This is a genomic window from Bacillus cereus group sp. BfR-BA-01441 (genome assembly GCF_022663075.1).
Lineage (GTDB): Bacteria > Bacillota > Bacilli > Bacillales > Bacillaceae_G > Bacillus_A > Bacillus_A cereus.
In genome coordinates this window covers 25,855-49,883 of the sequence record NZ_JAKUEU010000036.1, presented here as the reverse complement: position 1 = coordinate 49,883, position 24,029 = coordinate 25,855, and the positions used below count along the sequence as shown (strand labels likewise).

Below are 24,029 nucleotides of genomic sequence, written 5' to 3'. Positions count from 1 at the left end.
ATGGCTGTCAATTCGTTTATCTCTTTAATAAAAAAGCACCTTATCAATAGAAGTGAAAATGGTTCAGTATTCTTCTAAAAATAATAACTTATATACCTAAAACAATGAAAGCCCTACCTCTCTTTCATCCTTACGGCTCCTCGTCCGTGCCAGTGTGAATCAGGATTGCAAAAATCAAGTAACTATTTTATCGAAGTATTCAATTAAACTTCGAACATTCATAAATGAAATTAAAAAATAAAAATGGATTTGATTGTAGTAATAACAATAGAGGTAATGCTCTAAAAGTGGTTTGAAAGAGTTGAATGTCTTTGAAATGATAAATTTTCTATAATTATGTTCCCAAAAAATTCAAGATCTTTTTTGGGATATAATACATTATTTGTAATGAACCTTAACAAAAGCTTTTTATCTGATTTTCTGTGATACCTTCAATTAATCCCAGTTCACTAATCAAAAATTCATATGCGTTATCTAACATCTTCTTTTCGCTTGCATTAAGTGCTTTTTCTTTCTGTATACGCATTAAATCACGCACAACTTCAGCACCTTCTTGCATTTTACCCGTCTTTATTTTATCAGTGTTCAATTTATACCTTTGTTTCCACGTAAGTAATCTATCTGATTCCCCATGTTGAAAAATATCCATTATGTGTGCTAATGCGGTTATATCCGTAACTGGACGTATATTCGAATTCAATATTCTCCCTGCTGGAATCATTAGTTCCATATTACTAGCCGACATTTTTATAACATAATACTGTTGTTTTTCTCCTGAGATTTCCTTCTCTTCTATGGCTTTAATTATACCTGCTCCCTGCATTGGATAAACAATGTTATCGCCAATTTGAAACAAATAATCCACCTCCATATATGGTAACCTTCTCAAGCTTAACATACTTTTAGTTTTTTAGCAAAATTTTTATTTTATCATAAAATTATTTTACACGTCAACACTTCAGAAGCAAGAAATTAAATTTACACAATAAACTATAAAAATCTCAATTCCATTAACGGTTCCACACACATTCATTCTCTTTTAATACAAAAACACATCACTACATTTAAGTAGTGATGTGTTTTTGTTAAGGCATAAATAAAGATCTACTTTTCCGTCTATATACTAACTTGCTTACTAACCGTTTCCCTCGCTAAAAGAAAACTCATAATCACTTGCGCTGCTACTCTACTCGTCATATCTCTGAAATCAAGAGTTGGATCAATCTCTACTATATCCATCCCTTGAACGAGCGGTTCTTTACCAAGGAATTCAATCGCATCTAGTAAAGTCGTACTATCCATTCCACCAGGCCCAATTGCTGGACAACCTGGTGCAAACGCTTGGTCTAGCACATCCATATCAAGAGAAATATAAATAGAAGTCACACCTTGATTTCTTAATAATTCAATACTTTCCGTGATAATATCTTTTATTTCTCGCTCTCGTACGTCTTTCATTGTATACACTGTTACACCATGCTCTATTGCATATTCATGGTACGCACGTGCATTAGAAAAATTACGAATTCCAATTTGAACAAGTTGTTTCCCTGTAATGACATCATTTTCTAGTAAACTACGGAATGGTGTACCATTTGACGGGCCTCCATCATCTAAATTACGTAAATCATGATGAGCATCAAATTGAATAATCCCGACCTTTCCTTTACTGTTTGCAAAGCCTGTTATACTCGGAAAACTAATCGAGTGGTCACCACCAAGAACGATTGGTATCATGTTCGGATTTACTTTCGTTACATGACCAACTGTTTTCGCAATTCGGTTATGACTTTCTTTTATATCCGTCACATGCATCGTAATATCGCCGCAATCATATAAGACACTTTCTTTCATATCGTGTTCTTCTGTAATTGCATATGTGCTGTATGCATCTAACATCGCACGAATTGTCTTTGGAGCAAAACTCGCTCCTGAATGACTAATAGATGGTTTAGAAAGGGGTGCTCCAATTAAGGCAGCACCGAATATTTCTACACCTTCCTCCCAATCTTTAATCATCTCACTCCATTTTGTCACTTCACGATCAATAAACTTTGCGTTTTTCTTTAAATAGTGGCCGTGCTCCACGATTGTTCACCTCTTGTATATGCAATATTACCATTCTTCCATACTGTATTCACATGACTTACGCCGTAATGATACGGTACGTAAGCATAATTGTAAGCATCCCATAAAACTAAATCTGCCTTACGACCAACTCTAATTTTCCCAGCTACATCACCACGGTTAATGGCATATGATGAGTTAACCGTTACGGCATTCCAAACTTCTTCTGGTGTCATTTTCAGTTTTAGCATCGCAATGCTCATAATAAGCTGAATATTTTCAGTTGGACAGCTACCTGGGTTAAAGTCTGTAGCTAACGCAACTGCAACACCTTCATCAATCATTTTACGACCACGAGCAAAGCTTTCTTTATTTAAATAGAAAGTTGTTCCTGGTAATAATGTTGCTACTGTATTCGAGTTTGCAAGCATTTCAATCCCTTTATCAGAAGCGCCAACTAGATGGTCTGCTGATGCTGCACCGATTTCTGCCGCTGCTTCCGCACCACCAAGAGGGTCGATTTCATCTGCATGAATTTTCACATCAAAGCCAAGCTCTTTCGCTTTTAATAAAAATTCTTTTGATTCTTCTACTGAGAACACACCTGTTTCACAGAAAATATCAACGAATTCCGCCAATTGTTTCTCTTTCATTTCTGGTAATAGGTCTAACATCCATTGTAAAAATTCTTTCGATCTACCTTTATATTCTTTCGGAACTGCATGAGCACCTAAAAATGTGGAAACTAAATCGATTGAATGCTCTTTTTGTAATTGTGCAGTTGCCTCTAATTGTTTCCATTCCGTCTCATCATCTAATCCGTAACCACTCTTCGCTTCTACAGTTGTAACGCCGAAAGATAGCATACGGTCTAAATGGAATTTCGCTTTTTGAACAAGTTCTTCTTTCGACGCCTGTTTCGTTGCATTTACAGTTGAAAGAATACCTCCGCCTTGTTCTAAAATTTCTAAGTACGGAACTCCTTGTAATTTTAGCGCAATTTCATTTTCACGAGATCCACCAAATACAAGATGGGTATGCGGATCAACAAGACCAGGAGAAACCATTTTCCCCCCGCAATCAATAACTTCTTTCGCTTGTAATCCTTTCGCTTCTTCCGCTGTTCCAACGAAAGTGATTACACCATTTTCAATTCCAACCGCACCGTTTTCGATAACAGGAAGCGTGTTCATCGCTTCTCGTCTTAACAAGCCATCTTCTTGATCCATTGTTAGTAATTGACCGATATTTATTAGTAAAGTGTCCAGCATGTTTTCTCCTCCTTATTTCATCATTGGAATGTTAACGCCTTTTTCTTTCGCAGTTTCCACAGCTAAGTCATATCCAGCATCCACGTGACGAACAACACCCATACCAGGGTCAGAAGTTAATACGCGCTCAATACGTTTTGCTGCTGCTTCTGTTCCATCTGCAACAATAACCATTCCAGCGTGAAGTGAATAACCCATACCAACGCCACCACCGTGGTGAACAGATACCCAGCTCGCACCGTTTACACTATTAATTAATGCATTTAAAATTGGCCAGTCAGCTACTGCATCACTACCGTCTTTCATCGCTTCTGTTTCACGGTTTGGAGATGCTACTGATCCGCAATCTAAATGGTCACGACCAATAACAATCGGTGCTGATAATTCACCATTTGCAACCATTTCATTAATGATGCGACCAAATTTCGCACGCTCACCGTAACCTAACCAACAAATACGTGATGGAAGTCCTTGGAACTCAACTTGTTGACGTGCCATACGAATCCAGTTACATAAATGTTCATTATCAGCGAACTCACGTAAAATTACTTCGTCTGTTTTATAAATATCTTCTGGATCACCAGAAAGTGCTACCCAGCGGAATGGCCCTTTTCCTTCACAGAATAATGGACGAATAAACGCTGGAACGAATCCTGGGAAATCGAAAGCATTTTTCAAACCTTCATCGAAAGCAACTTGGCGAATGTTATTTCCATAATCAAATGTAATTGCACCTTTTTCTTGCATCGCAAGCATCGCTTCCACATGTTTTGTCATACTTTCTTTTGATAATTGTACGTAACGTTCTGGATCTTTTTCACGAAGTTTCGCTGCTTCTTCTAATGTGTAACCTACTGGAATATAACCGTTTAATGGATCATGAGCAGATGTTTGATCTGTAACTAAATCTGGCGTAATATCACGCTTCACTAGTTCTGGTAAAATCTCTGCCGCATTTCCTAGCAAGCCAATTGAAATTGGTTCTTTCTTCTCTTTATACTCGTTCGCAACAGTTAATGCTTCTTCTAATGATTCTGTATACATGTCACAATATCTCTTTTCAATACGACGATCGATGCTACGCTTATCAACATCAATAGCAATGACAACACCGCCGTTCATCGTTACAGCAAGAGGTTGTGCACCACCCATACCACCTAAACCAGCAGTAAGTGTTAATGTACCTTTTAATGAACCGTCGAAATGTTGACGAGCTGCTTCACCAAATGTTTCATATGTTCCTTGTAGAATCCCTTGTGTTCCAATGTAAATCCAGCTACCAGCTGTCATTTGTCCGTACATCATAAGACCTTTTTTCTCTAGTTCTCGGAAGTGATCCCAGTTTGCCCATTTTGGTACTAAGTTTGAGTTCGCTAACAGAACGCGAGGTGCATCTTCATGTGATTTAAAAATGGCAACTGGTTTTCCTGATTGAACAAGTAACGTTTCATCGCTTTCTAACGTTTTTAATGAATCTACAATCGCCTGATAGCTTTCCCAGTTACGAGCTGCACGGCCAATTCCGCCATACACAACTAATTCTTCTGGTTTTTCAGCAACTTCCGGATCTAAATTGTTCATTAGCATACGAAGTGCAGCTTCTTGCACCCACCCTTTCGTTTGTAACTCTGTACCTCTTGGCGCGCGAATTGTTTGTTGTACTTTTTCCATTTCAATCTCTCCCTTTTCTCATTTTATAGTGCTGCGTTTACATCCAATCTTTCTTTTATCGAATAATTCGTTTTTAACCAATGTGCAATATTTTCAATATCCGTTGAGAAGATGCGATCATTTGTAATAGATGGTACTTGCTGACGCCCTTGATGGTAGAAGCTCTTCGTCACTGTACTCATGTTTTCAATTCCACGATATTCTGCCGCTTGCATCGCACAAATCATTTCAATTGAAAGAACACGTCTTACATTTTGAATAATTTGATGTGCATGACGTGAAGCGATTGTTCCCATACTTACGTGATCTTCTTGGTTAGCTGATGACGGGATTGAATCAACACTCGCTGGATGTGCTAACGTTTTATTTTCAGAAACTAGTGACGCTGCAGCATATTGCATAATCATTGCACCAGACTGAAGTCCTGGTTCTGGACTTAAAAATGGCGGTAAATCGTTTAACTGCGGATTTACTAAACGCTCAATACGACGCTCTGAAATGTTTGCAAGTTCCGCCATTCCTACTTTTAAGAAGTCCATCGCAAATGCAATCGGTTGACCATGGAAATTACCACCTGAAATTACTTTTTCCCCGCCATCAAAGATTAGCGGATTATCTGTTGCGGCATTCATTTCAATTTCTAATTTTTCTTTCACATAATTCAAAACTTGCCAAGAAGCACCGTGTACTTGCGGGATACAACGAAGTGAATAGGCATCCTGTACACGTAGTTCTCCTTGTTTTGTTGTTAACTTACTATCATGAAGAATGTCACGAATTCTGCTTGCTACATCCACTTGCTCTTTATAGCCACGTGCTTTATGAACATTTTCATCAAATGCATCAATAATGCCTTGTAACCCTTCAATTGTCATCGAAGCAATTAGTTCAGCTTGATACGCCGTTGCTTCTGCTTCTATATAAGAAAGAACTCCTTGTGCTGTCATCGCCTGCGTACCATTAATTAACGCAAGACCTTCTTTCGCTTCAAGTTCAATTGGCTCAAGCCCTTCTTCTGTAAGAGCAACCATTGCATGAACGCGTTTCCCTTTATAGAACACTTCACCTTCGCCTAATAATACGAGCGCAAGATGAGATAAAGGTGCTAAATCTCCACTTGCACCAAGTGAACCTTGTTGCGGAACGACTGGATGAATTTTACGATTTACAAACTCAAGAAGCATATTTACAACAAGCGGCCTTACGCCTGATACTCCTTTAAGCATCGTGTTCGCTCGTAAAATTAACATTCCGCGCGATACTTCTTCCGGGAATGGATCACCTATCCCACATGCATGTGACTGAATTAAATTATGTTGAAGTGCCTTTACATCATCTTTTTGGATAAGCACATCACTAAACTTTCCAAATCCAGTTGTAATACCGTAAACGACTTTTCCGTCCTCTACAATTTTCTCAACTACTTCGCGGCACTCCGCTACCTTTTGCATACTAGTTGGACAAGCTGTTACACCTTCTCCTTCCAGTAATAACCTCTTCATTTCTTCAACTGTCAATGTATGTCCTGTTAACGTAATCATCATTTTTCCTCCTTAAAAAGGCAAAAGGGGACCTTATCTTTTTAAGACAGACTTCTGTCCTAAAAAAGTAAGGCCCCCTTCTAACTAATAGACTATGGGCAAATCATATGTGATTAATTCCTAAACCAATCGCCTCATGCTCAGATCCTTTTACAGGTGCACCAATCGTTCCATATAATGCAACAGCAACCCATTCGCCTTCTTTTTTCCCGTCGTATGGTGTACCGCGCACAATCGCAAAACGAAGTCCTACTGTACGAAGAACGTCTGCTAACTGAATTTGACCTCTCGTCACTCCGTACAAAGCTTCCATAATTGCATGATAAAGTGCATGTGTTTCTCTGTAAACGTCTGTTTCAATAACTTGGTTGCTTTTAGCCGCTGTTTCCATTGCTGCGACAACCTTTTGCGAATTCATCGAACCCACTTTCCCCGTACAATACTTCCAACCTTTTGGAATGGATAATACAGGACTTTCATTCTCATCCGCAAGTGCCAACAGCATGGCCATACGACCAATTCGATGTGTTCCTTGAAGAAGCATGTGACTCTCTCATTTCTTTTGAATTATTTGAATATTACTTAATTTAAGAATATATGAAAACGGTTAAATCGTCAATAGTTTAAAATCATATTCAAACATTTTTTTCATCCCCCTAATTTTGTGTACACAAATGATTTACACAAAATTTCCAGACGTGCTATAGTCTCACTAACAGATGCAAAGGGGCGAAATTTCAGTGACAAAACGAAAAGATATTCATTTTCGAATTGAAGAGAAATTACTTGAAAGGTTTGAATCAGCACTCCATTACGAAGGTTTAAAGAAAACAGATGTATTAACACATGCAATCCAACAATTTTGCACAAAGGTGGAATGTGACAAAATGAATGATGTAAAACGACAATATAACGTTAGCAACCATTTACAAACACGCATCGACACACATACACATTACGAAGAAAAACACGTAGATTTAGATAAGATCGTCATTGAACATTTACACCTTCAAGGGGATGAAAACATATTAGAGGTTGGGTGCGCTAGTGGAAAATTCCTTTCCCTTTTACAAACAAATGGTCATAAAGGCCCATTAACCGGGTTTGATCAATCCGAAGCTATGCTTGCTGAAGCTGCTAAAATAAATAACTTAATAGAATGGAAACGAGGGGACGCTAGTAAACTTCCTTTCGAAACAAATTATTATGACCTAATAATTGCAAGACATATGTTATACCATGTGAAAGATGTTGAAAAAACAATTCAAGGCTTTTATAAAGTCATTCGTTCTGGCGGAACACTTTTAGCTACAACAAATTCTAAAGTTTCATTACCTCGTATAGTTGAAATGTGTAACAACATGCTTGACGCATTTGATCTACCGAAAACATCACCAGCAGTCTCTCCATTTTGTTTAGAAAATGGTAAAGAGATAGTAGCATCTGCTTTTCCAACGGTTGAAGAAACAGTTATTCATAATGCGCTCGTTTTTCATCATGCTACCCCAATAGTAAACTATATTTCCAGCATGTTTCCATCGTTAAATATACCCGATAATATGTATCTTCAAGCCGAGATGAAAGAATGGCTAACAGAAGAAATCAACAAGGAATTATCGCTCCATAACGGTATATGGCGCGATCCAAAAACGTTAGTAATTTATCGGTGTAAAAAAGCTAGCATTTGCTAGCTTTTACACGTTTTCTCGTAAAAGTTTCTCCATTACTACATTGCCTTTACCACAATAAAAATCTGTATTATGTTCGTCTGCCACTCCAAAATAAGAGGCAATCGCTATTCCAAATGGTACAAATGCATGCCCTTGTGCTGTAATGATATTTGAGTGTTGCACAACTTCTTCATACACGAAATTTTCTACTGGAAAACAATCGAATTTTTGATAATCTATAGTCGCAGTATAAGAAATCCCTTTAAATAACCCTGCTTTTGCTAGCGCATACGGTCCAGCACAAATTGCCGCCACTAATTTTTCTTGTTCGTGAAATTGACGAATGACTGAAAAAAGAGATTTCGCATCTTTCAACTGTACTTCTTCTCCATCTGGAATAAGTACCCCCTCATACTCATCTACACGTACTTCACTTACTTCTATATGTGGTTGCACTTGCAAACCTGTTTCACTTATAATCAATTCTTTTGTTAAGCCCGCTGTAATGATTTCAAATTTATTTTTCAGCAACGCCGTCGCTACTGTTATTTCAAACTCCGCAAATGTTGGGTATACAAATAAAAGTATTTTTTTCATAGCCCTCTCTCCTTTAACCAGTCCATAAAATATACCTCTAAATCGTCAACTGTTAATCTATTTGTGTCCACATAAGTTACAGGAAATTGTTTATACCAGTCTTTTTCAGTTTCTGCTAATTTAAATTGCTCCTCAAATGTACTTCTGTTTCTTGTTCTATCATTATTTTTTCTATCATATACATTCTTTTTCGTAACATCTAAGTAAAAAATCACATCCGAACGGCATTCTCTTAATTTATATAATTCATCTTTCAATTCAGTTTCTATATCCCACTCTTCTCCTATAATCGTTGGATAAAAGAGTGTAAAAAACTCAATGTCTTCTGGTCCGCGATCAAAAATTACGACTGAATCTTTCACATTTTGAAACTCCTTTATTTTTGCTTCCATAAACATTTTTTGATTCATAATAAACCCTACTTTTGAATTCATATCTAAATTCAATTTTTTTCGCTTCTCTACAATTGGATATGGATTTTCATATATAACTCGAAACCCTCTCTTTTCTAACCTTTTTGCTAATGTTGTTTTTCCGCTAGCCATCGGCCCTTGCAGTGAAATTACGTATGTCACACCTCTCATTCCCTTACACTTTAGTACACCTATAATATACAGAATCTTGAAAACTCTCAACATTATATATATCATCTTGTTTCTTATTCTTATCTAACTTATAATGAAAAATAGAGATTATGACGGACGCATCAATAATGTAAGCTTGGAAATCCAAGCTTACATTATTTTTTGCTTTCCCTTTTCTAATAAAAAGAGTATACTAGATTAGAACGTATGTTCTTAATAATTACATACAGTAAGGAGATAGAACAATGGTATACGACACAAAAGCAATTTCTTGGAATGAATCTTTAAAACAACTTCAACGCCGCTATACAAACAAACAAGTTGACCGAAAAGAATTTGAGGATATTGAACTGATGGAATTCTTCCGCGATAACGACTACATTTCTTTACCTACACACATAAGCGGCCTATCAAAAACACGTTTTACTTCTTACTCTATTTTCACAACTGAAGATAAAGATCGTAAAGTTGGCACATTAATCATTGAATATGTAGAAGATGATAATAATAATTTACATGTGGAACAACTATACTTTGTTTAAATGATAACGCTTGGTCAAAATGACCAAGCGTTCTTGCTTTCTATGAATCTCACTGTATATAATATGAATAAAAGAAAACCGCTATCATTAAGGGGGGATATGCTTGCTCGAAGGATGGTTCAGTTGGTTCATTGTATTATGGACGGTTATTTTATTAGGGCTTATGTCTATCGGTGGATACTTTATGTTCAGAAAATTTTTAAAACGTTTACCAAAAGAAGACGGCATGTCCATTTTGGATTGGGAAGAACACTACATAAATAAAACGAGACATTTATGGGCTGACGAACAAAAACAATTGTTAGAAGAGCTTGTAAGTCCTGTTCCAGAACTATTTCGCGATGTTGCAAAATCAAAGATTGCTGGAAAAATCGGGGAACTTGCATTACAAGAAAATGCCTCTCAAATTACACAAGACTTAATTATTAAAGGATATATCATTGCCACACCAAAGCGTGATCATAAATTTTTAATTAAAAAACTACAAGAAAAAAAGATTGATTATTCTAACTATCGATCTTTACTCGCAAAGTAACTTCATATTATTTTCGATAAAAAAGACAGCGCCTTTGACGCTGTCTTTTTATTTGGTACATATACAGTTTTTAAGTTAGCTTCATATCTTTTTCATTATAAAAACCATCTTCTTTTTCCATTTCCTTTTGTAATTTCGTAAAGGAACGGTACATGGCAATTCTCCATGACACAATCATCGCGAACGCCAGTAAGAAGAACATGCCACTAAGTTGTCCTAAATCAAGAGATTGGCTTAAGTATGTTTTAAATACAATCCGCACGACAAGTAATCCAATTAATATAAAAACAAAGGCTTTTGAACGCTTCAAATAAATCTCTTGTCCTCTAATTTCAAATTTAGATGTTTTAATAAGAAAAATAGAGAAAAACAAACCGACGCCAATTGCTTCTAACATTTCCGCTGGAGTTAATCGAAATTCAGGAAAAACATACATCAATGCTCCCGTGCTCATAAAAAATGGCGGAAGTATAATTTTTTTCAATGTTGCAGGTTTCTTAGCTGCTTTTAAACGAATAAACATCGCACCGACAGCCATACAAACAGCAACGATACTTGATAAAAGAACTATGTTCATATTTTCTCATCCTTTTTTGTGGCTATATGCAAAATATACTTTCATTATATGCTTTTCCGTTAGTATTTCCAACATTTTCGCAGAATAATACTAAAAACCGGTAAAACCACCAAATAAACTTGAGAAATATACGATAATTTTCGTCATCCAGTTAAAGTATAGGAAGACCCCCATAACAATCATAATATATCCTCCGACTTTCATGAAGGCCATACTATTTCTTTTAATCCAAGACATTTTCGTAATAAAGAATGACAGTACGAAAAACGGGATAGCAAATCCAAGTATGTAAGCAATCATGTAAATCATTGCTGATTCTGGGTTTGTTGCTGCTAATCCAATTACCGACACTAGAATTGGTCCGGTACATGGCGTCCACCCTGCTGCAAAGGCTAATCCAATTAGTACTGATCCAAAATAGCCACTTGGACGATTTTTAAATGTAAATTTACGGTCTTGCATTAAAAATTTCGGCTTAAACACCCCGACAATAATTAAGCCGAACACGATGATAAATATACCACCTAACTGTCTGATTAAATCTTTATAGTCAGTAAAGATTCCTCCAATAAAACTTGTACCAAATCCAATTGCAATAAATATAATTGAAAATCCAAGTAAGAAAAACGCTGTATGTATCATACTTCTTTTGCGAAGCATTGCATTTTCTTCTTTCAATTCAGAAACCGACATACCTGTTATGTACGATAAAAATGCCGGATAAAGCGGTAAGCAACATGGGGAAATAAATGATAAGAACCCGGCGCCAAACGCTAAAAAAATACTAATATCTTGCATCATTCCACTCCTCTCCCTAAATATTGTAACAAAAACACATAAAAATACTATGAACAATTCGTGAAATCACTTTTACAACGTGGCAATAAGAAAAAAGTACTTCCTCACAGTTTCTAATAAAACGTTTTCATTTCCTTCTATTATATAGAAAAAACTCAAATGGATTATGAAACTCCTTTAATTGTCATTACCATAACAAAGGTAACATAGTTTCTCAAATAATTAGCACGTTACTAGTACGTCTATATACATATTGGTTTAAAAAATATTTTTTTCAAATGCTGGCTCTATACAATGCAAAGTTGATTTTATAATACTTCTACTATTAATAATTTCAAGATTATGCATAAATATCATACTTTTATTATTATTCTATAAAATGTCATACTTTTCTTTCATTTGACCCTTTATTTCTAATTTTGTATACTTCCCTCTAGTTATATATTTTCGATACGGAACAACTTCATATAGATGGGAGGAATTTTTCATGCTTCGTTATTCTCTTTTAGTTTTATTAGGAGCGTGTAGTTATGGAATTTTAGCTATTTTTGTTAAGCTTGCATATGCAGAAGGATTTTCACTTGGAGAGGTAATTGGCAGCCAATATTTGTTCGGTTGGATTATTTTGCTTGCTATTACACTTCTATTTTCTAGACATCGCGTTCCTTTAAAGCAAGCATTACTTTTATTCGTTGCAGGAACATCTGCAAGTTTTACCGGAATTTTTTATTATGCTTCATTAAAAACTGTACCAGCTTCTATTGCAATTATTCTTTTATTCCAATTTGTTTGGGTCGGAATTATCATTGAAGCAGTCGCAACAAAAACATTACCTTCAAGAGAAAAAGTTATTTCTGTTATTTTCTTACTTGTAGGGACATTTTTATCAAGTGGTTTACTTGAACAATCAGCAGGTGCTTTCGATACGACTGGGATCATTTTAGGTTTATTATCTGCTGTTACATTCGCAACATACATTTTCGTGAGCGGAAAAGTTGCTATTGAAGTACCTTCATTACCGCGCGGTGTTCTCTTAATGACTGGTGCTTTAACTTTAGTCATGATTGTATTCCCACCAACATTTATTTTTAATGGTGCCATTTCTCAAGGTCTTTGGAAATACGGTTTAGGATTAGGAACATTTAGTATCGTAATTCCATCTATTGCCTTTACAATCGGTATTCCAAAAATCGGTTCTGGCTTAGCAACTATTCTTGGTGCAGCGGAACTACCAGTTACAACAATTATGTCCGTATTCGTTTTAAAAGAGGCTGTACTATCTTCACAATGGTTCGGTGTATCACTTATTTTAATCGGGATTGCAATCCCGCAAATTGCATACGCAATGCGTGGACGTTATCGTAAACATCATACGCATAAAAAAGTCGCAGCATAAAGTGAAACTTTAATTAGTTGAACCAATCGGACTGCCCATTAATACGGGATAAACGAGAGAGGATTTTCATTTGAGAATCCTCTCTTTTATTGTTGTATACTTATGATAAATATTTTGCTGAAGAAAGAAGGCATACTACATGGTATCTATTTCAAATCAACTAAAAGAAAAACTTATTTCCATCCGTCGACATTTACATGAGTATCCAGAACTATCATATGAAGAGTTCGAAACAACAAAAGCAATAAAAAATTGGTTAGAAGAAAAAAACATTACTATCATTGACTCCAATTTAGAAACAGGAATTATCGCTGAAGTGTCTGGTAATAAAAACGGGCCAATTGTAGCAGTTCGTGCTGATATTGATGCCCTTCCTATTCAAGAAGAAACACATTTGTCCTATGCATCTAAAGTACGAGGGAAAATGCATGCTTGTGGACACGATTTTCATACAGCTGCCATTTTAGGTACTGCTTTCTTATTAAAAGAAAGAGAACCTTCCCTAAATGGAACGGTTCGCTTCATATTCCAACCAGCTGAAGAAAGTAGTAATGGCGCTTGCAAAGTTATTGATGCTGGACATTTACGTAATGTGCAAGCGATTTTCGGCATGCATAATAAACCTGATTTACCAGTAGGTACAATTGGCATTAAAGATGGTCCACTGATGGCTGGAGTTGATCGATTTGAAATTGAAATTCACGGAGTTGGTACACACGCGGCTGTACCAGATGCTGGCGTAGATCCTATTGTCGCATCCTCTCAAATTGTGATGGCACTGCAAACAATTGTAAGCCGAAATATAAGTTCATCTCATAATGCAGTTGTTAGTGTTACAAATATTCACGCAGGAAATACGTGGAACGTGATTCCTGAAAAAGCTACGTTAGAAGGAACGATTCGCACGTTCCAAGCTGAAACACGTGAAAAGATTCCAGCACTCATGGAGCGTATTATTAAAGGTGTATCTGATGCATTAGGTGTAAAAACGAAATTCCGTTTTTATTCAGGTCCTCCTGCTGTTCACAACGATAAAGCTCTTACAGACTTATCTACTCAAGTTGCCACAAAGATGAATCTTAATATCATCTCGCCTAGTCTATCAATGGCTGGAGAAGATTTCTCATTTTACCAACAGGAAATACCAGGTTCATTCGTCTTTATGGGAACGAGCGGTACACATGAATGGCATCATCCTGCTTTTACAATTAATGAAGAGGCACTGCCTATAAGTGCAGAATACTTTGCTTTACTAGCCGAAAGAGCACTTAAACAATTCTCATAAAAAAAGCCGTTCAAAGTGCATCTCAGCACCCTGAACGGCTTTTCTTATTAAGTTAAATCACGTTTTAAAAACACAGTATATGAAATACATAAAAATACGAACAAATAAAGTAGCAACATACATGATGCAAACGGGAATGTTACTCCATCAATAAAACTTCCGTTCTTTGAAATACTATATAAATCTGTGTTTGCTGGCAATAAATATTTCGCCCAGTTATATCTAGTGGCTGCTAATAACGCAATATTGCCTGATAAAGCAAGGAATAGTGAAATACCAATTGCACCTCCACTAGATCTCGTTAACACAGAAATCATAAATGCAAACGATGCGTACACAACCGTTGGTAACCACGATAAAACATAATATTTACTTGCTTCTACAAAAATGTTTTGTTTTATTATATTTCCATCTTGGAAAATAAACTCACTCCATGCAGGCTGTTGGAATTTATAAATAACAAGTCCACATAAAGCGGAGAAGATCATATTAAATATAAATAATAAAGCTGCAAATATAACGATTGCTAAAAATTTTGCTGTTAAAATTTTAAAGCGACTCGCTGGTCGTATCGTTAAAAATTTATATGTTCCCCAGCTATATTCATTCGCAAAAATTGTACTTGCATACACGAGGATAAATGGGAGCAAAATTGGAAATACGATAAAACCTGTATCTCTCATGAAAGAAAGTGGAGAACTGCTTGCCGGTGCTGTATCCGTATCTAAATGCTTCATCTTAAGCTGGTATTCTTTTACAAGCTCATCCCCTGATTTTTCTGCTAAAATAGCTTCTTTTTTCATGCCAAGCTTTTTCTCAATTTCTACAGTTCGTTCTGTATAATCTACTTTCCATCCTTTTGTTTCCGGTTCAAAATACTTTACCGTGACCCATCCTAATCCGATTATTAATACTGCAATAACTGCAAATGGAATAATCGTTCGCTTCCGCTTAAATATTTTATACAGTTCGTTATATACTAAATTAAACAATATCTTTTCCCCCTGTTAATTCTAAAAATTGCTCTTCTAACGTTTTTCTTTCTTCATATACACGATACACTTGAATATTTTTCTCAAGCAATGTACGAATAACATTTGGGATTTCTTCATCTTTTACATTAATAAGTAATTCATTATCTTTTACTAAAACATCATGCCCTAATATTTCTGCTGCTTTATTCGCATCATCTACACGTATACGGATCGTCTCCATCTCTTCGCTTTGGCTATGCTGAATATTTTGCGTAGCCACATATTCCCCGTGCTGAATAATGATAACTCTGTCACACATTAATTCAACTTCTGAAAGTAAGTGACTTGATACAAGTACAGCTTTTCCTTGTTCATGTGCAATTTTTTTTATGTACATTCTCATTTCATGTATTCCACTAGGGTCTAATCCATTTGTCGGTTCATCTAGTATCAACACGTCTGGATCGTGAATAAGTGCCTGAGCGATTCCTAAACGTTGTCTCATGCCGAGTGAATACGCTTTTACTTTGCGATCAATTACTTGTCCCATCCCTAACAATTTCACTACTTCATCGATACGTTCTTCGGTCACATTACCATTCATTCGTCCGAAATATGTTAAATTTTCATAGCCGCTCAAAAAAGGATAAAATTCAGGTGTCTCAATTACCGCTCCAATTTTCGCAGCTGTTTTTTCGAATTGCTGTTTCACAGATTGACCATCAATCCATACTTCACCTTCTGTCATACGGATCATACCAACCATCATTCTCATTAAAGTCGTTTTTCCAGCACCGTTTGGTCCGAGTAAACCGACAACCTCGCCTTTTTTCACTTCAAAACTAATATTTTGTACAAGTGTCTTTGATCCGATTCGCTTCGTTAACCGATCGACTTTTACAATTGATTGTTCATTTGTCATTCTATACAACCTTTCCTTCCCATTCTTTGTCAGGTCTTTTCACTGTAACATGATTATTTTTATGTGTAAAATGGAAAAAGGCATGATTTCTCATGCCTTTTTCTTGAAATGCAACGAATTTTTATCTTGTAAACTTTGAACAAATCGAAAACATTGCACCATCGATAATAGAAGGATAACAATCATAATTATACTCACTACTACTATTGCATATATTGTAATCGGTGCACTATTTATCCCTTGTATTCCTGCTATTCTTATAAAAATAATCGTAAATAATTTTAAAAATAACATCCCATTAACTAATCCAAAAACAAACGCTGCTCCATAAATGAATAATTGCTCCTGACATAATAAACATAGTACTTCTTTTCTTTTTATATTTTCTGCTACATAAGATGTAAACTCCTCTCTCCTCACTAGCAAAAGGGAGTACATCATTTTATATGTAGTAAAAATACATATGAAAATTAGTACAATAAACAGTGTGTAAAAATACATTTGAAATACAAATGCATCCCCTACTTTCAAAATAGCTCCTTCATTAAATTGTAACGATATCATAAAAAACAAAATCATAATACTCATAGCAATCCACATAAATTGCTTCATCCTTTTGGTAGCAAATGTTCTTATATTTTTTCTCGCTAACCGACATAAAGACATAAAATTCTTCCCCTACCTTATTACATACGCATTCTATACTACTAGTGTATAAAAATATGACATTTTAAACATCGCACTACAATCGGAATTTCTTCTAAGTCTTTAGTCCTAGAAAACGAAATGATAAAAAATCACATTTAGAATATAATTGTAAAAAGGAGGAGATTGCATGCGTATAAAATTACTATCAATCTTGTTTTTATTATTACTCACAAGTTGTAGCCAAATAAAAAACAATGAAGTTGCCATTGTTGAGCCATACAAATTAACAAAAGAGCAAGCTTCTATTTTACAAATGACTCCTTTTCAAGAAGGAAATAGCATGTTTTATAACGTTACGCTTAAAAATGATAAAGATGAAATAAATGCTACAATTGATTATTATAACAATGGTAAAAAAACAAAAGAAATTGCTAATATAGCTACCTCACATTTTTCAAAAAAGAAAGTAAAGCTTTCTTTTTTACCACCACATTTCCAATTCGATAAAGATATACAAGAAAAAAGGCAGTGGTATATGAATATTGAAGGTGCTTCAACGCTTGTTCATGAAGAAGCACCACCAAGCGTAAATAGCTCCGCAACTACTACAATCCAATCTATAAAAAATTTAAAATACAATCAAAAAACAATTTTAGCTGCTGTAATCCAAACAAGTAAAGAAACTGTAAGCGTTCCTACCATTGATGAAGAAACAGGTATTGATCTACTCTTAAAAGAAAATGAACACGTTTATCTATTCAGTATCGAGCTAAAAAAAGAACAATAAAGCGGAAATGCAACTTAAGTTGCATTTCCGCTTTATTGTTTAATAAGGTGTACTTTTATGGATTTGAATTAAATCCATATTCTGTTACTACTATTGCTCATCCTCTACTTCTATTCTTTTCTTCTCTCTTGCAATTTTTAAAAACTCTAGCAGCTCTGGATTACTATTCATTTTTTTGTAAGCCACTGACATTTCTGCCACAAAATTAGAATCATATAATTCTTTATATACAACTTCTGTTTTATATAACTTATTTGCCGATACGGGTATTACTGTAATTCCAATCCCTGCCGCTACAAGCCCCATAACTGTTTGATACTCTGTTGCTTCTTGTACAATACGTGGACTAAATCCAACTTCTCTGCAAAGAGATAAAATTGTATCATACAAAGCTGGCCATACTGGTCTCGTAATAAATACAAACGGCTCATCTCGTAAATCTTCTATATGTATTTCATCTTTCTCTGCAAGTGGATGTGCCTTTGGTAAACATAAGGTACAAGATAACCTTTGAATTGGCTCTAATTCTAATAATTGTGTTGGAATTGGTGGACGTAAAAAGCCAATATCAATACGGTTATCATGAAGTGCATGAACTTGATCTGGTGTTGACAATTCATGTAATGCAACAGACACTCTCGGAAATTTCTTTCTATATTCCCTAACAATTGATGGTAAAATATCATATATCGCCGCACCTACAAAACCAATTGAAAGTGATCCTACTTCTCCCCTTTGCGCACTTTGTGCAACTTCTACTGCTTTTTCAATTTGTTCAAACGCTTTTTTTACTTCTTTTAAAAACATTTCTCCTGCTTCTGTTAGTTCAACCTTTCTTTTCGTTCTTGAAAATAATGTAACTCCCATTTCTTTTTCTAATTGCTGTATTTGTTGACTAAGTGGTGGTTGTGTCATTTGTAAACGAGCAGCTGCCCGTCCAAAGTGTAACTCTTCTGCCACAACAACAAAATATTGCAAATGCCGTAATTCCATTTTTGGACACCCTTTTCACTTTCGATTAATATGTCTAATATATTAATAACATATAATTTATATATTAGACAAATATTTTGAATGAACGTATAGTAGAAATTGTTAATTCTTTTTTACAATTTTTATGTAAAAAAAGAAAGAGGTGGTTACTGTATGAAATGGTGGAAGTTAAGCGGACAAATTTTATTACTATTTTGTTTCGCTTGGACAGGTGAATGGATTGCAAAACAGGCACACCTCCCAGTTCCAGGAAGTATAATCGGTATTTTTTTATTATTAATTTCGTTAAAATTTAACCTAGTTAAAAAAGAATGGATACAGGACGGAGCAGATTTTTTATTAAAAGAACTTATTTTATTTTTCATCCCTTCTGCAGTCGCTGTCATACGTTACAGAGATACACTAACACAATATGGAATCGATCTCATTTTAATTATTATGATTAGCACTCTTTGCGTTACCTTAGTTACAGGACTTTTAACAGAATTGCTACTAAAGCGGAAAGGATCAACGCAATGATCGGATTTCTTTGTTTACTATTAACACTATTCACATATTGGATATCAAAAAAAATGTATCAACGTTGGAATTGGAGTCTACTTTCTCCTCTTCTCGTCTGTCCCATTATTTTAATTGCTTTATTGCTCGGATTAGATACACCTTATGAAACATATGAATCTGGTGGTCACTGGTTAACTGAATTATTAAAGCCCGCAACAGTTGCTTTTGCATGGCCAATCTATAAATATTTTGATTTATTAAAGAAACATGGAATGGCTATCTTACTTAATGTCATTGTCGGTTCGTTTTTATCAGTCATTACTTCAGCACTACTAGCAAATTATTTTCAAATTGATTCATCACTAGAACATAGTTTAGCGCCACATATCGTAACAACACCAATCGCAATGGCTATTTCAGAAATGATTGGTGGTATGTCACAATTAACTGCTGTATTTGTCGTTTTAACTGCCTTAACAGGAGCATTGCTCGGTCCTTCTCTCATACGCATTTGCCGCATTAAAACAGCAATCGCAAAAGGTATTATGTTAGGAACGAGCGCAAATGGAACCGGTACATCAAAAGCATTCGAAATCGGTCCTGTGGAAGGAACAATTGCAAGTTTATCCATGCTTTTAACAGCAGGCGCTAGTTTAGTTATCGTTCCGCTTTTCTTGTCTTGGATACATTAAAGAAGCAAGTATTTACATACTTGCTTCTTTATCTATATATTGGCACAGCAATTCATAATCCTCTGGAAAAGCTAAACACAATTGTTCAATTTCATGTATCCCTTTCCAAGCAATTTCATGTATTAACTCATCAGGATCTTGGATTTTCATATTACCGCCTATTTGTTTAACAAAATAATAATGGACATACACTGGAACACCGTATGTAATACCCTCTTTTTCATATATTTTATTTACCACTTCCACATTGTAACCTGTTTCTTCCCAAACTTCCCTGATACAACATTCTTCTAGTGTCTCTCCCTTTTCAAGTCCTCCACTTGGGACAGACCATCTTTTTTCTTCTCCCTCTTTGCCCTGCAGTACCATTAAAACTTCATTTCTTTCATTTACACATACCGCTGCACTACCTATCCATCTCTCCATAAACATCCCTCCCCTACTAAAATTCGCCCTCTTTTTTATTTTCCCCTTGAAAAAAAGAGGAAAATAATAAAACAATGACGAAAAATTACATCAACTTCATAGACAATCCTTTTTTAGAAATTAAAACTGGAAGGATGAAAATATGATTTCTAATTATGTTGTGGAATGTGTCTTTTGTGAAGAAAATCGAAAGGCTCGCCAAGCTATTGTCACAGTTCCCGCGACTACTCAGCTACTAGCCATTGAAAAAGTGCGTGCGGAATGCAAACGTCGCTTCGGAAAAACTGTATTATTACAAACAGAAATTAAAGAAAAAATTGTTTTTGAACAAAAAGAAAGCCGACCATAAATTGGTCAGCTTTCTTATCCGATCATATTTTCACATGAAGATTAGGGGCATCCTCTTTAAGGATCGGGATTTTCCCATTATGTACGTTCCATAATGGTCATCGAACAATATATTTCTATGCAATTAACTATTGAATAGAATAGGGCAAAACTTGTTCGCATTTTTAGAAAAGGGATAGGGATATAATTCAAGTAGTACTTCGAATACTCGAACTTTACACTCATAATATTAAAACAAATCCTTTTATATGGGAAATATGAATTACCTACATAATTCATTCGTAAAATATATTAATAGTTTGCTATATTAATTTTATCCCGCTATTTGTAAGCAGTAACCCCCTACTTATTATAATTTCACCTTACTCCATCAATAGCATACATCCAGCTAAAACCGGTGTCATAATCATCGAAAACCTCAAAAGCATTCGCGGTGCATAATTTGTAAACTTCGCGCCAATATATGCCCCTAACATGGTCCCAATTAATACTTGCAATAACAATATATAATCTAAATATCCTTCCGAACTATATCCTAGACCGCCTCCAATTGCAATCGGTAATATAACAAGCATTGTTGTCCCTACAGATTGCTGAATCGTTAATCCCAATAGAACCATTAATCCAAGCTGAATAAACGGTGCAGAACCAATCCCAAATGAACCAGCCATCATTCCAGTAACTAATCCAAGGCATATACATTTCAACAAGTAGTTCATGGAAAACTCTTTATGCTTATATAAAGATGACTGTTCTTTGTTTTGGAACATAATTAATTTAATAAACATAAAAATTGCCGATAAAAATAACATCCCAGCTGTAAACCAATGAAGAAGATGTGCTGGTATAAGTGAACCAAATTTAGAACCAATATAAGAGCCAATTGCGCCAAATCCCCCAACAATCCCGCCTATAATAAGTGCTACATTACCTTCACGGTAATGACTGACAACACCTGATAATGTCGTAAACGCCATTGCAGTTAAAGATGTTGCAAGAGCAACATGAATAGGAATATGAAATACTAAAGTGAGTATCGCGATAATAAACCCAGCTCCTCCAGCTCCAACAAATCCTAATAAAATACCCATTACTAACATTGTTATAATAATTGCCACAGACTTTCCCTCCAGTAACACAATTATCCATCATATTTATCCCTACATACAAATAAAAAGCATCCTAGATGGATGCTTTTTATTTCAATGATATGTACTTAATCTTGATTAATCAAAATAACCGCTGGACCAGCTACTACTACTCCAGCTACTTCTATTTTTTCAAATTCCTTTACTGTAATAGATATAACTCCTTCTCTTTCCATCAATTCTTTACTCAGGACATCAGTCGGGATTGCTTTCACCGTCTTACCTCCTTTTCATTTATACAATATGATAAAGTGAAACTTTCATCAGTGGGGTTTTGGTCCGTACTTATTGATTATTAACCCTCACCAATCGGGCGAATAATTGCCCAATGCATCTATATATATGCATCACCTCCGCTTTCATTCCTTATTCCACTCAAAAACCTTCTCCCCCTTCCTTGACATATTGAAAAATAAAAAAGAAGCTATAACATATAGCTTCCCTCCACGTTTCTTTAATCTTTATGCACCGTATATTCCATGACTTTACCATCTCTATCAAATTGTAAAATAAGCTGTTCGCTATCTATTGGAATAAAGCCACGTTCAGTCCCAAGATAATACAAAGTGATAACTCCTTCTTCCCCACTTCTCGTTTCCGTTGGGGCTCCTAACAATTGTGTAATTTCTTCATTTGATTTCCCTATTAATTTATATTTTTGTAATAGATCATCTACCATATGTACCCGCTTATCTGCATGATTTAACCATCTATTTTGATTAAACTTTGATGTATATTCATTTACACTTAGTTGTACAGTGCACACTATTAATGGTATGAGTGCTACTATTAACCCCCCCAACATTTGCTTCTTTTCTTCATTACGATTTTTAGAAACATATAAAATAGCCCTTTGAATCATGACTAATAAAACAAATGGTATGAATACTACAAAAATGCTCCTTACACTTAAGGGTATATGGACCATATCAATGACGAATATAAATACAATGTACATTACTATATATAAACAAAAAGAGACATACAAAATGCCACGTAGCATAGCGTTCAGAAAGATCTCCCCTTTTAACTCACTATATAATTCATCCGGCTAATCATTTCTTGAATCTGTTCTAATTCTTGCACTGTATATACTACTTCCCCTGCTAATATTTCATTTCTAAAGAACGTTACAATTTGCTCCCGATCTTTTAATCTAGGTGTTTCCTCACTAGAAAGGTCTACTATTTCTTTTCCATTTTTATTATAAAAATATACAACTGGTTTTACTTTTTCTTTTATACTATTAGCCTGCATTTCTTTCAAACCACTGTATAAAATTTGAGATAGTTTCTTCGCCCTATATACTGGATTCCCTTCATTTTTCACTTGTATAGTTGACGAATCTTTACCTACTATATATTCAAATGTCTCTTCTTTTTCAACTTCTTGTTGATACTTACCCATTTCATCAATCATAAATGAATATATACCAGCATTTTCTTTCGTTAAACCATGAATTAATTTCTCTTCCCATTCTTTCGTCTCAAGTAGATAAATACCAGTTTTGCACAAGATGAGATGATGGATTCGATTATCGTTTATTTCACTATTATTTTTAATAAAAACATTCGGCATGATTTGAATTTCAGCATCTAATATGGTGCCTTGCTCTATGAATCCTCGTTTCATATAATGTAATGTTTCGTACGTATTCATTTCAGCGCCGTTTTTAGTATATTCTCGTAGATTTGCAATTAGTTTTTGAAACATATGTATTTCGTTATTATGTTTATTTTGCATTTCACTACGTTCTTTACTATGCTGCACAGCTAATTGATTTTTCATCATACGCATATTTTCAATTTCTCTATTTGCACTTACTTGTAAATCATTGTATTTTTTCTGTTCCATATTTTTTAAATTATTTTGTTGTTCTTTATGCTCTATCACCGTAGCTGCAATTTCATTTTTATACGTTTCAATCGCTTGTTTCTTTTCAAATTCTACTTGCTGACTCTCTGATTCTAACTGTTTATTTTTATAAAACAGCACAAATACTACAGCTAATAATATTAAAACCGTACCTATTAGCACATAATTCATATTTTTACCC

The 24,029-nt window shown here is 35.1% G+C and carries 28 protein-coding genes and 1 pseudogene; 9 read left to right on the top strand and 20 right to left on the bottom strand.

Translation table 11 applies throughout. The annotated features are described in order from the left end of the window. Nucleotides 1-394: 394 nt before the first annotated feature. The 6 genes from MR107_RS16520 to hutP all read right to left on the bottom strand — a co-directional run bounded on the left by MR107_RS16520 (nucleotide 395) and on the right by hutP (nucleotide 7,094). Nucleotides 395-856 (bottom strand): CarD family transcriptional regulator, encoded by a 462-nt coding sequence (locus tag MR107_RS16520; RefSeq protein ID WP_170317877.1) that lies wholly within the window; start codon nucleotides 854-856, stop codon nucleotides 395-397. A 260-nt stretch (nucleotides 857-1,116) separates the two neighbouring features. Next, nucleotides 1,117-2,088: a formimidoylglutamase gene (gene hutG / locus MR107_RS16515; protein WP_000399838.1), complete on the bottom strand. Its 972-nt coding sequence runs from the start codon at nucleotides 2,086-2,088 to the stop codon at nucleotides 1,117-1,119. Further along, nucleotides 2,067-3,338, bottom strand: coding sequence for an imidazolonepropionase (hutI, locus tag MR107_RS16510; protein WP_000887531.1), 1,272 nt, complete (start codon nucleotides 3,336-3,338; stop codon nucleotides 2,067-2,069). The genes hutG and hutI overlap by 22 nt, the downstream gene beginning before the upstream one ends. Nucleotides 3,339-3,350: 12 nt before the next feature. Next, complete coding sequence (gene hutU, locus MR107_RS16505) at nucleotides 3,351-5,009, bottom strand: urocanate hydratase (protein ID WP_000416944.1); 1,659 nt, start codon at nucleotides 5,007-5,009, stop codon at nucleotides 3,351-3,353. A 23-nt stretch (nucleotides 5,010-5,032) separates the two neighbouring features. Continuing rightward, nucleotides 5,033-6,550, bottom strand: coding sequence for a histidine ammonia-lyase (gene hutH / locus MR107_RS16500; protein WP_000631874.1), 1,518 nt, complete (start codon nucleotides 6,548-6,550; stop codon nucleotides 5,033-5,035). 103 nt (nucleotides 6,551-6,653) lie between these two features. Beyond that, a complete protein-coding gene (gene hutP, locus MR107_RS16495) occupies nucleotides 6,654-7,094 on the bottom strand; it encodes a hut operon transcriptional regulator HutP (RefSeq protein ID WP_000926516.1) in 441 nt (146 codons plus the stop codon). Nucleotides 7,095-7,290: 196 nt separating this feature from the next. Between hutP and MR107_RS16490 the strand changes: the two genes are divergently transcribed. Continuing rightward, complete coding sequence (locus MR107_RS16490; protein ID WP_242292526.1) at nucleotides 7,291-8,241, top strand: class I SAM-dependent methyltransferase; 951 nt, start codon at nucleotides 7,291-7,293, stop codon at nucleotides 8,239-8,241. 3 nt (nucleotides 8,242-8,244) lie between these two features. Here MR107_RS16490 and MR107_RS16485 read toward each other — a convergent pair whose 3' ends face one another. Then, the gene (locus MR107_RS16485) at nucleotides 8,245-8,817 is read right to left on the bottom strand and encodes a DJ-1/PfpI family protein (RefSeq protein ID WP_242292525.1); all 573 of its coding nucleotides are present in this window, start codon (nucleotides 8,815-8,817) and stop codon (nucleotides 8,245-8,247) included. Then, nucleotides 8,814-9,401 (bottom strand): AAA family ATPase, encoded by a 588-nt coding sequence (locus MR107_RS16480; RefSeq protein WP_002041639.1) that lies wholly within the window; start codon nucleotides 9,399-9,401, stop codon nucleotides 8,814-8,816. Before MR107_RS16480 ends, MR107_RS16485 begins: the two co-directional genes overlap by 4 nt. A gap of 245 nt (nucleotides 9,402-9,646) precedes the next feature. Between MR107_RS16480 and MR107_RS16475 the strand changes: the two genes are divergently transcribed. Beyond that, nucleotides 9,647-9,943, top strand: a complete 297-nt coding sequence (locus tag MR107_RS16475) for a hypothetical protein (RefSeq protein ID WP_000262401.1) — start codon at nucleotides 9,647-9,649, stop codon at nucleotides 9,941-9,943. A 103-nt stretch (nucleotides 9,944-10,046) separates the two neighbouring features. Beyond that, nucleotides 10,047-10,478: a DUF2621 domain-containing protein gene (locus MR107_RS16470; RefSeq protein WP_000889373.1), complete on the top strand. Its 432-nt coding sequence runs from the start codon at nucleotides 10,047-10,049 to the stop codon at nucleotides 10,476-10,478. A gap of 70 nt (nucleotides 10,479-10,548) precedes the next feature. Here the strand turns inward: MR107_RS16470 and MR107_RS16465 are convergent, their stop codons facing one another. The 3 genes and pseudogenes from MR107_RS16465 to MR107_RS31710 form a co-directional block, all read right to left on the bottom strand. Next, entirely contained in the window at nucleotides 10,549-11,055 is a 507-nt protein-coding gene (locus tag MR107_RS16465; protein WP_001028439.1) for a CcdC family protein, read from the bottom strand. 90 nt (nucleotides 11,056-11,145) lie between these two features. Beyond that, a complete protein-coding gene (gene ccdA, locus MR107_RS16460; protein WP_001152676.1) occupies nucleotides 11,146-11,853 on the bottom strand; it encodes a cytochrome c-type biogenesis protein CcdA in 708 nt (235 codons plus the stop codon). A 16-nt stretch (nucleotides 11,854-11,869) separates the two neighbouring features. Next, nucleotides 11,870-12,018, bottom strand: a pseudogene (locus tag MR107_RS31710) (peptidase T). Between the two features lie 322 nt (nucleotides 12,019-12,340). Between MR107_RS31710 and MR107_RS16455 the strand changes: the two are divergent. Then, a complete protein-coding gene (locus tag MR107_RS16455; protein WP_025687647.1) occupies nucleotides 12,341-13,249 on the top strand; it encodes an EamA family transporter in 909 nt (302 codons plus the stop codon). Nucleotides 13,250-13,388: 139 nt separating this feature from the next. After that, a complete protein-coding gene (locus MR107_RS16450; RefSeq protein ID WP_242292524.1) occupies nucleotides 13,389-14,534 on the top strand; it encodes a M20 peptidase aminoacylase family protein in 1,146 nt (381 codons plus the stop codon). A 47-nt stretch (nucleotides 14,535-14,581) separates the two neighbouring features. On the opposite strand, the gene MR107_RS16445 is transcribed toward MR107_RS16450, so the two are convergent. The 3 genes from MR107_RS16445 to MR107_RS16435 form a co-directional block, all read right to left on the bottom strand. Then, the gene (locus MR107_RS16445) at nucleotides 14,582-15,526 is read right to left on the bottom strand and encodes an ABC transporter permease (protein WP_000482759.1); all 945 of its coding nucleotides are present in this window, start codon (nucleotides 15,524-15,526) and stop codon (nucleotides 14,582-14,584) included. Then, complete coding sequence (locus tag MR107_RS16440) at nucleotides 15,519-16,430, bottom strand: ABC transporter ATP-binding protein (protein ID WP_000180622.1); 912 nt, start codon at nucleotides 16,428-16,430, stop codon at nucleotides 15,519-15,521. The genes MR107_RS16445 and MR107_RS16440 overlap by 8 nt, the downstream gene beginning before the upstream one ends. 90 nt (nucleotides 16,431-16,520) lie before the next feature. After that, complete coding sequence (locus tag MR107_RS16435; RefSeq protein WP_000050617.1) at nucleotides 16,521-17,096, bottom strand: ABC transporter permease; 576 nt, start codon at nucleotides 17,094-17,096, stop codon at nucleotides 16,521-16,523. 169 nt (nucleotides 17,097-17,265) lie between these two features. Here MR107_RS16435 and MR107_RS16430 point away from each other — a divergent pair, with 169 nt between their 5' ends. After that, nucleotides 17,266-17,865 (top strand): hypothetical protein, encoded by a 600-nt coding sequence (locus MR107_RS16430; RefSeq protein WP_025687645.1) that lies wholly within the window; start codon nucleotides 17,266-17,268, stop codon nucleotides 17,863-17,865. A 90-nt stretch (nucleotides 17,866-17,955) separates the two neighbouring features. Here MR107_RS16430 and alsR read toward each other — a convergent pair whose 3' ends face one another. Beyond that, nucleotides 17,956-18,858 carry an acetoin biosynthesis transcriptional regulator AlsR gene (alsR, locus tag MR107_RS16425; RefSeq protein ID WP_000423235.1) on the bottom strand — a complete coding sequence of 301 codons (903 nt, stop codon included), beginning with the start codon at nucleotides 18,856-18,858 and terminating at the stop codon, nucleotides 17,956-17,958. Nucleotides 18,859-19,011: 153 nt separating this feature from the next. On the opposite strand from alsR, the gene MR107_RS16420 reads away from it, so the two are divergent. Together MR107_RS16420 and MR107_RS16415 are read left to right on the top strand one after the other, a co-directional pair. Further along, entirely contained in the window at nucleotides 19,012-19,377 is a 366-nt protein-coding gene (locus tag MR107_RS16420; RefSeq protein ID WP_000872365.1) for a CidA/LrgA family holin-like protein, read from the top strand. Continuing rightward, nucleotides 19,374-20,051 carry an LrgB family protein gene (locus tag MR107_RS16415; protein ID WP_000578954.1) on the top strand — a complete coding sequence of 226 codons (678 nt, stop codon included), beginning with the start codon at nucleotides 19,374-19,376 and terminating at the stop codon, nucleotides 20,049-20,051. Before MR107_RS16420 ends, MR107_RS16415 begins: the two co-directional genes overlap by 4 nt. 12 nt (nucleotides 20,052-20,063) lie before the next feature. Here the strand turns inward: MR107_RS16415 and MR107_RS16410 are convergent, their stop codons facing one another. Then, nucleotides 20,064-20,477, bottom strand: a complete 414-nt coding sequence (locus tag MR107_RS16410; protein WP_000442981.1) for an NUDIX hydrolase — start codon at nucleotides 20,475-20,477, stop codon at nucleotides 20,064-20,066. Between the two features lie 142 nt (nucleotides 20,478-20,619). Here MR107_RS16410 and MR107_RS16405 point away from each other — a divergent pair, with 142 nt between their 5' ends. After that, entirely contained in the window at nucleotides 20,620-20,826 is a 207-nt protein-coding gene (locus MR107_RS16405) for a DUF3903 domain-containing protein (protein WP_000625222.1), read from the top strand. Between the two features lie 361 nt (nucleotides 20,827-21,187). On the opposite strand, the gene MR107_RS16400 is transcribed toward MR107_RS16405, so the two are convergent. The 4 genes from MR107_RS16400 to MR107_RS16385 form a co-directional block, all read right to left on the bottom strand. Next, on the bottom strand, nucleotides 21,188-21,943 hold the full coding sequence (locus MR107_RS16400; RefSeq protein WP_000974659.1) for a sulfite exporter TauE/SafE family protein: 756 nt from the start codon (nucleotides 21,941-21,943) through the stop codon (nucleotides 21,188-21,190). Nucleotides 21,944-22,041: 98 nt separating this feature from the next. Beyond that, nucleotides 22,042-22,188 (bottom strand): BC1881 family protein, encoded by a 147-nt coding sequence (locus MR107_RS16395; RefSeq protein WP_000644411.1) that lies wholly within the window; start codon nucleotides 22,186-22,188, stop codon nucleotides 22,042-22,044. A 239-nt stretch (nucleotides 22,189-22,427) separates the two neighbouring features. Beyond that, a complete protein-coding gene (locus tag MR107_RS16390) occupies nucleotides 22,428-22,976 on the bottom strand; it encodes a hypothetical protein (RefSeq protein WP_000943745.1) in 549 nt (182 codons plus the stop codon). A gap of 23 nt (nucleotides 22,977-22,999) precedes the next feature. After that, nucleotides 23,000-24,019, bottom strand: coding sequence for an NERD domain-containing protein (locus tag MR107_RS16385; protein ID WP_001110284.1), 1,020 nt, complete (start codon nucleotides 24,017-24,019; stop codon nucleotides 23,000-23,002). Nucleotides 24,020-24,029: the final 10 nt, after the last annotated feature.